Here is a 14600-nt window from a genome sequence, read left to right on the forward strand (position 1 = left end):
ATCACCCTTCAACCCGCGCCGAAGCCGACCCGGCCTCGTCCAGCACCGAAACCCAGGGAACCGCGAAGGCGCCGGACACCCGGTCGTCCCGCACCGTCAGCTCGGCCGGGTAGATCGGCCCGGCGCCCTTGTCCCACAACGAGAAGCGCACCGCGTCCTTCATCGCGATCGCGCGCAGCAGCCACCGCCGCTGAGCCGGCACGTCCAGGCCCGCGTACTCCTGACGTTCCGCCGAGTTCAGGTAGCGGCGCATGATCAGGTCGCGAGTGGCGCTGTCGACCCAGTTCTCGCGCACCTTCGCCCACCCGTCCGCTCGCTCGGACAACGCCTCGGTCCCCGGCCGCAGCTTCACCTGCCAGATCCGGTGGTCGGTGGTGAACCGGCGCGTCGTCCAGCCGGTGATGCGGCACCACACCGCGCCGTCGGCCCGGAGTACCGCGTCGGCGACCATTTCCGATGGCGTCACCGACCGGATCCACGCCGTGCAGGCGACCGGTCCGGCCGGCGTGGGGCCCTCGAACGACACCGAGGAGATGCCGACGGGCAGCACGGTCTGGTCGACGGTGTGGCTCACCTGCATCCAGTGCCCGATCAGCTGACCGGCGCTGTCGAGCAGCGCGCCGGGCGCGGGCAGCGGGGTCAGCGTGCCGGTGATCCCGTTGTCCGCCAACGACTCGATGGACGTCACGCCCGCGAACGCCGGGCCGTGGAACATCCAGTTGTCCCGGTACAGCTCTCGTGCGTTCACCGGCGCGGGCCGCACTCTGCGCAACGGGACTTCCTCGAAGCGGCCGGAGACCGGAGACATCAGCACCACGCCCTCGGCGTAGTCGCCGACGCTGACGTGCACGCCGTCCGGCACCACCCGCGCGGTGATCTTCACCTGGACACCGGGCAGCACCGAGAGCCAGCGCTTCGCCCGCACGCTCGCGAACCCGTGCACGGTCCCGTCGACCAGCCGCCGGGCGGCGTCGGCGAACACCTCCAGCAGCCCCGTCGCGGGCACGATCGGGAACCCGTCGGCCAGGTCGGGCCAGCCGGGGGCCTGCGGGAACACCGAGTGGTCGACCAGCTCGGGCATGGTGCCCAGTGAGAACTCACGGGTGAACGACATCTCTTGCGGCGCCATCGCGGACGCGATCTCGCGGGCGACCGCGTTGGTGTGCGCGAACAGTGCGTCCACCGACTTCAACGACGAGGACACGGCGACCGACGGCATCGCGATGGGATCGAGGCGGACACTCGGCACGCCCAGCTCCAGCCGCACACCCGATGAGGCCCGCTTCAACCCGAACGCCCACATCGCCGCGGCCACGGCCTGCGGCGACCCCGACACGGCCAGGTGGTTCCGGCCGTTCAGCGTGTCGGCCACGAAACCCGGCAGGCTGCCCTCGCCGACCTGGACGAACGCGCGGAACCCCTGTTCGTGCAGCCTCGCCGTGAGTTCGCGGAACCGCACCGGCTCCACGAGGTGCCGCAACACCAGTGACCGGATCTCGTCAGGGTCGGCGGGCATCGGGGCCAGCGAGGTCGCCGACCACACCGGGATCCGGGGCGCGCTCACCGGCAACGCGTCCAGCATCGCCCGCGCCTCCGCCAGGTGCTTCGCCAGCGCCGGGGTGTGGAAACCGGTCCGGAACGGCATCAGCTGCGCCAGCACACCGCGTTCCCGTAGGCGTTCCAGCGCGACCGCGAGCTGGTCGGAGGGCCCGCAGATCACGGACTGATGCGGGCAGTTGTCGTGGCTCACCACCACGTCACCGTCCACAACGGACTCGGCGGTGGCGGCCGAGCAGCCGAGCGCGGCGTACTCGACGTCCGCGACCGCGACCATTCCGGGCCGCAACGCCGAGACGAAGGAGTCGATCGTGGGGTAGATGCCCGCGACGACCATCGCGGTCCACTCCCCCATGCTGTGCCCGGCGACCGCGCCGGGCGTGATACCGAGTTCCGCGAGCTCCGCGGCCAGGCGGCGGCCGGATTCCAGCAGCTCGACGCCCTGGTTTTCGACCTCACCGGAGAACGCGCGTTCGAAGCCGGGGAACAGGAACGCGACCTGGTCCGGCCCCGTGATCAGCGGTGAGGGGGTGAACCAGATGTCGTGCCGCCCCGGCCACGGCCGGCCCTGCTCGACGACCTTCACGGCCAGGGCGAGCTTGCGCGGGGTCGGGTTGCCGATGGCGAGCCGGAACGCCCGGTCCGTCCGCGACTGCCGGCCCGAACGCACACAGGACGCCAGCTCCGCCGGCGAGTCCGCGGCGAACGTGACGACCGAGGGCTGGGTGGGCGCGAATCCACGTGCGGGCGCCTCCAGCACGACGTGCGCGTTGATCCCGCCGAACCCGAAGGCGTTGACCACCGCCCGCGGTACGCCTTCCCACTCACGCGCGCAGAGCACGGGCTCCAGGCGGGTGTTCGACATCGTCGAATGCGGTTCGTCAATGTGCAGCGTCGGCGGCAGAATCCCGTGGTGCAACGCCAGAGCGGCCTTGATGAGGCCCGCCATCCCGGCCGCGGGCATCGCGTGGCCGATCTGCGACTTCACCGTGCCGATGCCGATCGGGGACCCGGACGCGCCGAAGGCGTTCAGCATTGTCGAAAGCTCGGCGGCATCGCCGGCCGGTGTGGCGGTGCCGTGCGCCTCGATCAACGCCGGTGAGTCGACCAGCGGATCGAGTCCGGCCTCCTGCCACGCCCGCCGCACGGCGAGCAGCTGACCGTCCGGGTTGGGCGTCATCATGCTGGTCGCGCGGCCGTCCGACGCTGTGCCGACGCCGCGGATCACCGCGTACACGCGCTCGTCGCGCACGTCCGAAAGGCGTTTGAGCAGCACCATTCCGACGCCCTCGGACAGGAGGGTGCCGTCTGCGGAGCGGTCGAACGGCCGGATCCGCTCGGATGGGCTCAGCGCCCGCAGTTGCGTGAAGACGCTCCACAGCGTCGGGTGGTGGCACAGATGAACGGCACCGGCGAGCATCGCGTCGGCGCGGCCGGAGACCAGCTCCCGCACCGCGTGTTCGACCGCGACGAGCCCGGACGCGCACGCCGCGTCGACCGTGTACGCCGAGCCGCGCAGGTCGAACCGGTTCGCGATGCGTGACGCGGCCAGGTTCGGCACGAGCCCGATCGACGCCTCCGGCCGCATCGGGCCGAGCTTGTCGCGCACCGCATCCCGCACCGTGTCGAGATCCATGCCCGGCAACAGGTCCCGCAGCACGCTCACGACCTGGTCGGCGAGCTGTACCCGTTGGTCGAGCCGAGCGCACCCCGGCGTGAGATAACCGCCGCGTCCTACGACAATGCCGACCCGCGTTCGGTCATGCAGAACGGACTCGCCGCCCGCGTCGGCGATCGCGGCGGCGGCGACGCTCAGCGCGAGCAGCTGGTCGGGTTCGGCGACGTCGACCGTCGAGGGCATCACGCCGAACGCGATCGGGTCGAACGAGGCGAGCTCGTCGAGGAATCCGCCGCGCCGGCAGTAGAAGTCGGACACGACGCCCCACCGGCCGGCGGGCACGTCGGTCACGGCGTCGACGCCGTTGACGATGTTGTGCCAGAACGAGGACACGTCGGGAGCGCCGGGGAAGACGGCGCCGATCCCGACGATCGCGACGGCTACGTCTCCCATCGGCAGATCACCTGGACGTCGTCGCCCGCCGCGATCTCGCGCAGCAACGCCGCCACCCCGGCCTCCGGCTCGATCAGCGGCACGCCGCGGCGCGCGTACTCCGCGGCCAGCTCGGGCGACACCATCCCGGCGCCCGCCCACGGACCCCAGTCGACGCTGACCACCCGCGCCGACGCTCCCCAGTACCGCGCGATCCGGTCCAGCGCGTCGTTGGCCGCCGCGTAGTCGGCCTGCCCGCGGTTGCCCTCGACGCCGCTGATGCTGCCGAACAGCACGAGGAACTCCGGGTTCGCGGCCAGCAACGCCTGTGCCCCAAGGACCTTCGTGTCGTAGACCCGCGCGAACGACTCGGGCGACTTGTCCGCGATGAACCGGTCGTCCAGCACGCCGGCACCGTGCACGACGCCGTCGAGCCGCCCGAACCGCGCCCTGATGTCCGCCACCACGGCGCCGACCGCGGCAGCGTCCGTCACATCGCATTCGTGGTACCGCACCGAGGACGCGGCACTACGTAGCCGGTCGAGGTTCCGCCGGATCTCGCGTTCGGCGAGCACGAGCCGGGCCCGCGCGCCGATCTCGTCACGCGGCAACCCCAGCTCGGCGAGCACGCGCCGCACGCCCGCCTCGTCCGAGGCCCCGGCGAAGCTCGCATCCTCGAGCCCGGCGGGCGCGGGTGTGCGGCCGATCAGCTCGATGTGACACCCGGTCGCCTCGGCCAGCCCGATCGCGGCGAGCGCGGTGATCCCTCGCGCGCCGCCTGTCAGCAGCACGACGCTGTCGGCGTCCAACGCCAGGGCGCCCTCACCGAGCGGTGCCTCGACCAGCTCGATGGTCTGCCGCCTCCCGCCCGCGTGCCCGACCACGGCGGGGCCGTCGGACGCGCACAGCTCGGCGAACAACGCGGTCGCGATCACCCGGTGGCTCTCCTTGGGGTTCACGTCGACCGCGCGCACCACCAGGTCCGGGAACTCCAGCGCGGCCGTGCGCACGAGCCCGTGCAGCCCGATGTCCGCGGGCAGCTCGTCGGGCGTCTCGCCGATCCCGAACGTGCCGCCTCCGGTCGTCACGACGAGGACGCCGACACCGCCGAGCAGGCACCGGCGGATGTCCGCGTAGCTGTCCGGCAGCCGCGCGCCCAGGCAGACAACGGTGTCGACGTTCGACAAATCGTCCGGAAACGCGGGCACCGTACGCGGAGTTCCGCCGTTGCGTTCGACAATGTCGGACAGCTCGAGCCCGATGCCGTTGTCATCGATGATCAGCACGGTGTGGTCGCCGAGCCAGCCCGGCTCGACGGGCGCGCACTCAACCAGGCGCGGCACCGACCGGACAAGTCGTCCTGGGGGTTCCGGAGTGGCCCCGGCGCCGAACCAGCCGACGATGCCTTCGATGGTCTTGATCCGCGCCAGCTCGTCGACGGACGCGCCGGTCACCCCCAGCACGGTCGCCAGCTCGCCGATGATCTCCGTGCGCTTGATCGAGTCGACGGACAGGTCGGCCTCCAGGTCGAGGCCGGGCTCCAGCATCTCGGGCGGGTAGCCGGTGCGGGCGCTGATCGTCCGCAGCACGACCGCGGCCACGTCCTGCTCGACCGGTGCCTCCTTCTCCTCGGAGACGACCACCGGCTCGGCGGGAGGCGAAGCGACCACGGAGGGCGGCGCCGTTGCCGCGACGGGGCCGCCGAGGTAGCTGAGCAGGACGTCGCGCTGGGCGCTGACCGCGTCCCGCATGCCGTCGAGGAACTTCTCGACAATCGAATCTCTGTTGGCGGAGTCTCCGTTGGCGGTGCTCGCGCTCAGACTGTGCGCCTGCAGTTGGGGCGCCTCGGTGGCGGGCCGCAGGCCTCCCGGCAGTGCGTTGCCGCTGGCGTCGCGCACGAGTCCTCCATCCACGTACCAGTTCGGGCGCGGCCGGACCTCGGTCGCCGGCTCGGCACGTCCCTCGAACAGCGGCGCATCGTCGACCGGCACACCGGCCATCGCCAACGTCGCCAGGGCGTTCAGCAGGCCGGTGAGCCCGCGGTCGTCGATCCGGACCGCGGTGTGCGGCCGGTCGCCCAGGGTCTTGCCGACGAACGAGGTCAGCACGCCACCCGGCCCGGCCTCGACGAACACCCGCGCCCCGGCCGCGTACATCTCCTCGACCTGGTCGACGAACCGCACGGGGCCGGCGAGGTTCTCCGCAAGGCGGTCAACCGAAGCCCACACGGGAATGGTCGCGTCGCCGAGCTCGTGCTGGGCAAGCGCCGCGGCGAACGGCTCGACCGCGCCGGACATCAGTGGGCTGTGGAACGCCGCCGCGACCGGGATCCGCCGCGCGGACAGCCCGGCGGCGACGAGATCCGCCACCGCTGCCTCGACCGCGGCGGTCGTACCGGAGATGACGACTTGATTGGGCGAGTTGTGGTTGGCGATCACGACGTCGCGTTCGGCATCGTCGGACGAATCGCTCGTCGCGGCCCGGCCGCGGAGCAGTCGTTCAACATCGTCGAACGGAGCGTTGACCACAGCCATCGTGCCGGGCTCGTCGCCGACCGCCGCCATGATCGCCGCCGCCCGCGCCTCGCTCAGGTCGAGCAGCTGCTGCGGCGTGAACACCCCGGCCGCGGCCAGCGCGACCAGCTCGCCATAGCTGTGCCCACCGGCCATATCGGGCCGAACGCCCAGCAATCCCAACAAGTCCGTCACCGCCAGCCCCGCAATACCAAGAGCCGGCTGCGCGTTCCGCGTATCGGTGATCGCTGCCAGATGGCGTTCGGCATTGTCGAACGCGGACGGCGGGAACATCACGTCCTCGTACCGGCCGTTCGACAATCGCAGACACGCCTGCAGCCGCGGGAACACCGTGAAGAGATCGAACAGCATGCCCGGCCGCTGACTGCCCTGTCCCGGATAGAGGAACGCGACGCGGGGCGCCGAGACCGGCGAGCGAAGCGAGAAGACAAGGTCGTCCCGCGACGAAGCGACGACAGCGGCCCACACCGGCTGGCCGGGTGCGAACGCGGCACACGCGGCGGCCAGCGACCGCAGCGGCGTTCGCTCGTCGGCCGCGAGCCGGTGGATCTCCGCGACACACCGCTCGGCCGCCGCGCGGTCGGCGCCGCGGATCAGGAACAGCTCGGCCGGCCAGGCCGTGAGCCCGTGCTCCGGCTCGTCGTCGTACCCGGCGATCACCGTGTGGAAGTTGGTGCCACCGAACCCGAACGCGCTGACGCCCGCGACTCGGGAACGCGCGGCCCACGTTCGGCGGCCGAAGGTGAAGGGGCTCGTGGCGGCGTCCCAGAACGCGTTCGGCTCACGGACGTGCAGCGTGCCCGGCTTCACTCCCGTGTGGACGGACAGCGCGGCCTTGATCAGCCCGGCCAGACCCGCCGCGCACTTCGTGTGCCCGATCTGCGACTTGACCGACCCGATCGTGCACTCACCCGTGGCCACACCGGCGAACTTGTCGGTCAACGCGGCCAACTCCGTCCGGTCACCGACGACGGTGCCGGTGCCGTGCGCCTCGACCAGCCCCACCGAAGTCACCGGAACACCGGCCGACGAGTAGGCCCGGTCCAGCGCCCGGCGCTGCCCCTCGGGTCGTGGCGCGGTCAGACCGAGGGACTTGCCGTCGCTGGAAGCACCGACACCCTTGATCACGGCGTAGATCCGGTCGCCGTCGCGTTCGGCGTCCGCGAGCCGTTTCAACACGACACACGCGACGCCTTCGCCCAAGGCGATGCCGTCGGCCGAGGAGTCGAAGGTGGCGCAACGGCCCTCCGCGGAGAGGGCGTGCACGGACGCGAACATCTGGTAGTCGTGCGCACTGTTGTGCAGGTCGACCGCACCGCACAGCACCATGTCGCTGGTGCCCGCGACGAGCTCCTTGCACGCCACGTCCACCGCGGCCAGCGACGACGCGCACGCGGCGTCGACCGTGTAGTTCGCGCCGCCCAGATCGAGGCGGTTGGCGATCCGGCCGGCGATCACGTTGCCCAGCACGCCGGGGAACGAGTCCTCGGTCAGCTTCGGAAGATACGAGTCCAGGGCGTCCGGCATGGACCCGTACAACGCTGGCAACGCGGACCGGACGGTGTAGGCGTTCGCGAGATCCGCCCCCGCCTCGGCGCCGAAGATGACCGACGTGCGGTCGCGGTTGAACACACGAGAGGAGTACCCGGCGTCGGCCAGCGCCTGCGCGGACACCTCCAGCGCGAGCAGCTGCGCCGGCTCGATGGACGTCAGCGAGGCGGGCGGGATGCCGTACGCCAGCGGGTCGAACGGGATTCGCGGCAGGAACCCGCCGCGGCGGAACGGGCTGTCGTAGCGGCCGGGATCCCAGCGCTCCGCGGGAACGTCGGTGATCGCATCCACTCCGGACAGCACGTTCGACCAGTACTCGGCGACATCACGCGCACCGGGCATGATCGCCGCCATCCCGATGATCGCGACGTCGAGCGGCGAAGGTGAAGGAACATCAGACGTGAACGAAGCGCATCGGGCCGCCAGCAGCGAACCGGACGTCACTTCGCGGTGCAGCGTCTCGATGTCCGTGACGGCCGACCGCATGGTCGCGACCTGGCCGATCATGAACATGCCGTCGGCACGTTGCGAGGCTTCGTCAACCGAAACGAGATCATTGCCGTCCCGCACCAGCCCACGGCTCGCGATGCGCAACCGCCCCAGGTTCAACTGCTCCAGGCGTTCCCAGCTCTCCTGCTTGGGCAAATCCGCCAGCGAAGCCCGCGCGTTCTCGAACGTGTCCACATAGGACGTGACAGCGCACCGGACACTGTGGCCGGGCGAGGTCTCCAGCAGCGCGGTGTCCGCGCACTCCAGAGCGACGTCCTGGAAGACCGGCCGGATCGCGCCGTGCCGCACGGCCTCCTCGGTGAACAGGTACGCGGTACCCATCACCACGCCGATCGCGGCACCCTGAGCGGCCAGCGGCGCGGTCATCGCGGACACCATCGCCGCCGACCGTTCGTCGTGGACACCACCCGCGAACAACGCCGTCACCTCGGCGGCATACGGCCGCAGCACGTCGATCTGCTGCTGCCACAACGTGAAGCTCGACCGCGGGCCGATGTGCCCGCCGCATTCCGAGCCCTCGAACACGAACTTCCGCGCACCCTCCGCGAGGAACCGTTGCAGCAACGCGGGTGACGGGACGTGCAGGAACGCCTGGACCCCGGCGGCCTCAAGCGAACGAGCCTGCGCCGGCGTCCCGCCCGCGACGATCGCGTACGGCGGCCTGACCCGGTGCACGGCTTCGAGCTGCGCGGCCTGCACGTCCGGCGCCGCGAACCCGAGCAGGCCGACACCCCAGGGCCGGTCGCCGAGCAGCGCAGCGGTGCGTTCGAGCAGATCCGCGGTCTGCCGTCCGTCCATCAAGGCCAGTGCGAGGAACGGCAGCGCACCGCCATCGGCCACCGCGGCGGCGAACGCGGGCTGGTCGCTCACGCGCGTCATCGGGCCCTGGGCGATCGGGTAGCGGAGTCCGGGAACGCGTTGGCAGAACGGCCCGCCCGCGCGCAGCGAGGGATGCGCGCGGACGGCCGCGAGATTGCCCCGAACGGCGGAATAAATGGTCTGTACAACGCCGCCGACCGTACCGAATGAGCGAGCGAGCGAATCGGCGAATGCGCCTTCCTGCCCGATCTCCACCGTACTGTCCCGCCGCAGCGCGCGCCTACCGTTGACAGCTACGGTGTCGCCACCGTCCATCAAGGTGATCGCGTTCACAATTTCACGGGAAATGTGTTTTCGCGCCTCACGGGTGAGCGTGAGCTGGTCAGATAGGACCACACCACAGGCTCCACCGGCGACCGCGGCGGCCGCCGTGTCCGGGCCGATCCCACCCATCGCCCACACCGGCAGCGCGACCGCGCCGAGCAGCTGCTGCAGCAACACGAAGGTGGACGCCGAGCCGATTCGCCCGCCCGACTCGGCGCCCTTGGCGATCAGTCCGGCCGCACCGAACGCGACACCGTCCAAGGCCTCGTCCAGTGACGTGACTTCGACCAGAATCCGACGATCGCCCAGCTCAGAACGTTGCGGACGGTAATGCGCGAGATCGAGGACGACGGTGCCGGCCTCATCGGGCAACGACACCGGACACGGCACGACCATGCGCACGCCGAACGGCCCGCGCCATCGCCGGACCACCTCGCCGAGCGCATGACGGGCCGCGACCGGGTCGCACCCAAGGTCCAGCACGCCCAGGCCGCCGGCTCGACCGACCGCGACCACGACGGCCGCGTCCGGCTCGCCCAGCGGACTCACGCCCAGTACGAGCTCACGTTCGTCCGGCATCGCTTCCTCAACCATGCAGGGGGTGGACGAGAAAGGGAATTCTGCGCTTTTCAAACAGGTTTGTTCACCGGAGCTACTCCCCGGTAGGTTGTCACTCAGCGGTCACAGTACGCACAATCCCTGCCGGTGTCTACAACCCACGTGAAAACTTCTCATATACTAATGTTTCCGGCGTCCCCGCCGAGCTTGCGGTAGATGTCGAACCACACCTTGTCGATCTCCGAGGCGCCCTGTCCGTCGCAATAGGGCTTCTTGCCGTTGGACGTGTAGTAACGCAGCAGCGGCAGGGTCACGTCGGTGTCCCAGTTCTCCTCTTTGAGGTAACGCTCCCCCGGCCGCGCGGCCTGATGTTGCATGCAGGTGATCTCCGCCTGCCCCTCGTCGTTGAACGTGGCGCCCATGTCGTTTCCACCGGACGAGCAGCCCGCCAGCACCAGCGCGGCGAGAACGAACGCGTACTTCATGACTTCACTCCCCTAGAAGGCCAGCGAACGCGTGGCCAGACCGAGTCCTACGACGAACACCAGTGCGGCCGTCCCGACCGGTGCGAACTTCGTGAACCTGCGAAACCGGTGCTCGTACCGGTCGCGTAACGAGACGAGCAACAGGCCGGCGACGGTCAGCGTGGCCGCCATACCGAGCCCGTAGGCGAAGACCAGGATCACGCCGAACCACGTGCGGCCCAACGCGATCGCACCCAGCAGCACCACGAGCGCGGACGGGCTGGGCACGAGCCCGCCCGCGACACCCATCCCCACCAGGCCGGCCTTCGAGTGCTTGTGACCATGCCCGTGGCCATGCCCATGACCGTGGCCATGCCCATGCCCGTGACCGCGTTTCCGGACGGCCGCGCGGAGCATGAACCCGCCGATCACGGCGACGATCACTCCACTCGCGACACCGAGCCAGCGCAGCACGGACTCCCCCGCGATCGCGCTGGACACGCTCAACAGCAACCCGAGCACGAGCACGCCCGCGGTGTGCGTGAACGTCACGGTGGCGCCGACCAGGACCGCGTCCCGGCGCGTACCCCTCGACCCCGCCAGATACGCGGCCATCACGGTCTTGCCGTGCCCCGGCAGCGCGGCATGCCCGGCGCCCAGCAGCAACGCCAGCAGCACCGCGCCGACGCCGACGACCGGCGTCAGGTCGCCGACCAGCCCGGACACCGTGTCAGCCGCCCGCTGCACGAGCGGCGTCCCGGCTCCCGGCGCCGCGGTGAACCGCACCGCCCGCACGTCGAGCGGCGACGAGAGCAGGTCGTCCGGGTACTTGCGCAGCTCGTCGCTGACGGTCTCGTTCGGCGCACCGGACACCGACACGTCGGCCCCGGACACGGTGATCTCCCGCCAGCCCGGCTTCGTCGACAGGTAGGAGTCGCTGAACGTGAACTCGACCTCGCCGTTCACCCGCACCGGCGCCTCGAACCTGCAGGTCAGCCGCGTGGTCGGCAGCCCGGCCTCCCCCGGCGGCCGCTCGACGTCGGCGTCTTTCAACGTCCACGTCAGCCGCTTCGAGTCCGCCATCGCGTCCAGCGACTTGGACAGCTGGTCGCACCGCTTGGGCGCGTCCACCACCTCGCGGTCCTGCAGCGTCGGGATCTCCGCACTGTCCACAACGGACAGCACCTCGACCTTGTCCGCGGACACCCGCAGGCCGTCGTAGTGATTGATGCTGAGCTTGCTCAACGGGTGCGCGGAGGCGACCCCCGCGGTGAGCAGCAAACCGAACAGCGTGAGCAGGAGGATCCTCATCCGATAACCTCCTTGTGCCGCAACACGGTCTTGTCCTTCCACCCCAGCGCGAGTGCCTTCGCCATGAACGGCCGCGCTTCGGCGTCGCGCTTGTTGACGTGCAACGCCCACGCCATCGCGTCGGCGGTGAACACGCTCTGCCGCCTGGCCCACTCGGCCTCGGCGAACCTCAGCGCCTCGGCCGGATCACCGTGGTCGGCGGCGATGAGCGCCGCCGTGAGGTCGTCACCGCCGAGCAGCCGCAGCTGCTTCAACGCCAGGTCGTACTGCTCGGCCGCCTCCTGCCTGCGGCCGGCCTTCTCCAGCACCTCGCCGTACTCGACGAGGTGCTGCGGCGCGGGCACCTGCGAGACCAACGTGGCGTAGTGCGTGATCGCCTCGTCGGTCCGGCCGCGCGCCGCAGCGACCTTTCCCTTCCCTTGCAACGAGTTCGCTCGCTCGTAGTGCTCGCTCGCCTCGTCCAGCGCACCGGCGCCCCACGCCAGGTCGCCCAGATGGAGCTCGCAGAACGCGACCTCCTCCGGTGCCGACGCGGAGTCCAGCGCCTGCTTCAGTGCGTCCCGTGCCTCGTCCATCCGGCCATGCAGCTCGAAGTGGTAGGAGGCGCGGGTGAACGAGGCGACGCCCGGTCGCAGGTCGAGCATCCGTTGCAGCGCGACCGATGCACCGGCGTCATCGCCGAGCTGGGTCAGCGCGTCGACCAGAACGCCCTGGACCTCGGCCGAGTCCGGCCGCTCGGCCTGGGCCTTGACCGCCCAGTCCCGTGCGGCGGCGAACTCGTGCCGCGCGTTGGCCAGTGCGCCCTGCCCGATCATCGCCTCGCCGTTGCCCGGCGTGATCCGCAACGACTCGTCCAGGGCCTTGCGTGCCCGGTCGTAGTAACCGGGGTCGGCCTTGGTCCTGGCGAGCTCGACGTACGCGGAACCCAGCTGTGCCAGCACTTCCGCGTTGTTCGGACTGCGCCGCGCCTTGTCCTGCAACGCGGCGACGGAACGTTCCAGCGGAGTGCGCTTGTCCGGCTGTGCTTCCGGCTGCGCGCACGCTGTGACCGTGAGAAGGCATGCGAGTACTACGAGAAGCATCCTCATGGGGTTTCCCCTTAGCGGGAGTTGACCGCCTTGGTGCTCGGCAGCGCGACGTACGGGAACTTGTCACCGAAGCGGACGTCGTTGGCGCCCACCCGGTCACCCTTGGCCAGCGCCGGCACGAGCTTGCCGGTCAGCGCGGCACCTTCCACGGCCTGGATCTCGATGTCCACCACGTCGTCGGTGAGCCTGCGGCCGTTCGGGAACCCCTGCAGGTCCTTGCCGAGCACACCGAGCCGGTTCGGCTTCTCCGTCACCGGGATGGACATGTTGAGCCGCAACTGTTCGGACGGCGCGAACTTCTTCGGGTCCACGTCGGCGTTCATCAGCTGCGAGTTGAGATCCGCCTTGATCGGGCCGCCCGCCTTGGTGGTGATCCCGGTCAGGAAGATCTCCACCAGGTCGTTGCGCGGCGTCGCCGGCGCCTTGATCCCGTAGATCTGTTCGATCAACCGGGCCAGCTCGGGGTTCGTGACGCGGTCGAGCAGCGCCTGCACCTTGGCGTCGTTGACGGGTTCGAGCGCGTTGAACGCGTCCTTGATCGCCGCACTGGAGACGACCTCGTTGACCAGCGGGTTGCCCAGTCGCGACACCTGCACGTACGGCCCCTGCGGGGTCGCCTTGCCGGGGTCGAGCTTGAGCGTGCGCTTCTCGGTGTCGCTCCACACGCCGATCACCGGGTTGCGCTTCGGGTCGCCCTTGAGCGCCAGCATCGTCTTCGGCACCTGGATCGCGATGGTGTTGACGTTGTAGCCCATCAGCGTGTCCTGGTTGACCTCGGACAGGTTGCCGCCGTACAGCAGGTCGAACACCCGCAGATCCAGGAAGAACGAGTCGTCCGCCGGACCCGCGTAGACCTGTCCCCCACCGGGCAGCTTGGTGATCGCCTGGTCGCGGATGGTCTGGTAGTTCGGGAACGACGCCCAGCCCGTGTTGGACGGGGCCGCCCGGCCGTTGCGGACGAGCGACTTGCTCTTGCCGGCCGAGTCGATGACCTCCAGGTTGTAGTTCTGCCGGAACAACAGGTTGGGGTCGTTGATCGACTTCACCGGCCCCTTGTTGTACAGGAACGTGTCCTTGCCCCGCCGGTCGTCCGTGGTGAACGTGAACCGGAACGTCTGGTCCGGGATCGCGTCACCGTTGGCGTCGACGTTGATGTCGTACCGCGAGTTGGGGTCCCAGGGGTAGAAGTTGGGACCACCATTGGGTTCCTGCAACCCGTACCAGTTCGCGATCAGCGTGACCGTGTCCTGGTTGTCCGGGCTGACGAACGCGTACACATCGGTGTTGTCGTTCGGCGGGTCCTCCGCGATGAGCGGAGCCTCGCGGTGGCTGGACGCACCCGAAACGCCGGGTATCGTCGCCGCCACCGCGAGCACAGCGAGCACACCAATGGTGCGCCCTAATCGTGCTCTCTTGCGCATGACCTGCTCCCTTCACGTGCTCACGGCGAGCATTCGGAAGGGGAAAGCCAAGCGGTTCAAAGATTTTTTGAACCGAACTCGGGTCCGGGGCGAACCCCGGACAGCGCTACTCCGCGGGCTTCGGGACCACGCACACGCCGCGTGCGCGGGTCACCACGATCGCCGGGTCCAGCACGTCCGCGGCCGACGGCCCACGGGCCGGGGCGCTGCGGCACACGACGCGGGCCTCGAAGTCGATCGTGCGCGACCGGTTGCCGACACGGGCCAGCGTCGCGGTCGCCTCGATACCGAACTCGGGTCCGGGGCGAACCCCGGACAGCGCTACTCCGCGGGCTTCGGGACCACGCACACGCCGCGTGCGCGGGTCACCACGATCGCCGGGTCCAGCACGTCCGCGGCCGACGGCCCACGGG

At 70.1% G+C, this 14600-nt stretch carries 7 protein-coding genes; all 7 read right to left on the reverse strand.

Features of this window, described 5'->3' with window-relative positions:
• Window position 1: 1 nt before the first annotated feature.
• On the reverse strand, window positions 2-3628 hold the full coding sequence (locus tag QSK35_RS02940) for a beta-ketoacyl synthase N-terminal-like domain-containing protein (RefSeq protein ID WP_285741939.1): 3627 nt from the start codon (window positions 3626-3628) through the stop codon (window positions 2-4).
• On the reverse strand, window positions 3616-9939 hold the full coding sequence (locus tag QSK35_RS02945; protein WP_285741941.1) for a type I polyketide synthase: 6324 nt from the start codon (window positions 9937-9939) through the stop codon (window positions 3616-3618). Before QSK35_RS02945 ends, QSK35_RS02940 begins: the two co-directional genes overlap by 13 nt.
• 137 nt (window positions 9940-10076) lie before the next feature.
• Window positions 10077-10388 carry a hypothetical protein gene (locus QSK35_RS02950; protein WP_285741943.1) on the reverse strand — a complete coding sequence of 104 codons (312 nt, stop codon included), beginning with the start codon at window positions 10386-10388 and terminating at the stop codon, window positions 10077-10079.
• 12 nt (window positions 10389-10400) lie between these two features.
• Entirely contained in the window at window positions 10401-11678 is a 1278-nt protein-coding gene (locus tag QSK35_RS02955; protein ID WP_285741945.1) for a nickel/cobalt transporter, read from the reverse strand.
• A complete protein-coding gene (locus QSK35_RS02960; protein WP_285741947.1) occupies window positions 11675-12766 on the reverse strand; it encodes a tetratricopeptide repeat protein in 1092 nt (363 codons plus the stop codon). Before QSK35_RS02960 ends, QSK35_RS02955 begins: the two co-directional genes overlap by 4 nt.
• A gap of 11 nt (window positions 12767-12777) precedes the next feature.
• The gene (locus QSK35_RS02965; protein WP_285741948.1) at window positions 12778-14187 is read right to left on the reverse strand and encodes a DUF4331 domain-containing protein; all 1410 of its coding nucleotides are present in this window, start codon (window positions 14185-14187) and stop codon (window positions 12778-12780) included.
• Window positions 14188-14293: 106 nt separating this feature from the next.
• Entirely contained in the window at window positions 14294-14536 is a 243-nt protein-coding gene (locus tag QSK35_RS02970; RefSeq protein WP_285741950.1) for a hypothetical protein, read from the reverse strand.
• Window positions 14537-14600: the final 64 nt, after the last annotated feature.

The sequence above is a fragment of the Lentzea sp. NBRC 105346 genome (assembly GCF_030269605.1).
Classification (GTDB): domain Bacteria; phylum Actinomycetota; class Actinomycetes; order Mycobacteriales; family Pseudonocardiaceae; genus Lentzea.

Excerpts from the sequence above, each read along its gene's own strand:
- QSK35_RS02940 (WP_285741939.1), bottom strand. The coding sequence starts at position 3,628 with ATGGGAGACGTAGCCGTCGCGATCGTCGGGATCGGCGCCGTCTTCCCC.
- QSK35_RS02945 (WP_285741941.1), bottom strand. The coding sequence starts at position 9,939 with ATGGTTGAGGAAGCGATGCCGGACGAACGTGAGCTCGTACTGGGCGTG.
- QSK35_RS02950 (WP_285741943.1), bottom strand. The coding sequence starts at position 10,388 with ATGAAGTACGCGTTCGTTCTCGCCGCGCTGGTGCTGGCGGGCTGCTCG.
- QSK35_RS02955 (WP_285741945.1), bottom strand. The coding sequence starts at position 11,678 with ATGAGGATCCTCCTGCTCACGCTGTTCGGTTTGCTGCTCACCGCGGGG.
- QSK35_RS02960 (WP_285741947.1), bottom strand. The coding sequence starts at position 12,766 with ATGAGGATGCTTCTCGTAGTACTCGCATGCCTTCTCACGGTCACAGCG.
- QSK35_RS02965 (WP_285741948.1), bottom strand. The coding sequence starts at position 14,187 with ATGCGCAAGAGAGCACGATTAGGGCGCACCATTGGTGTGCTCGCTGTG.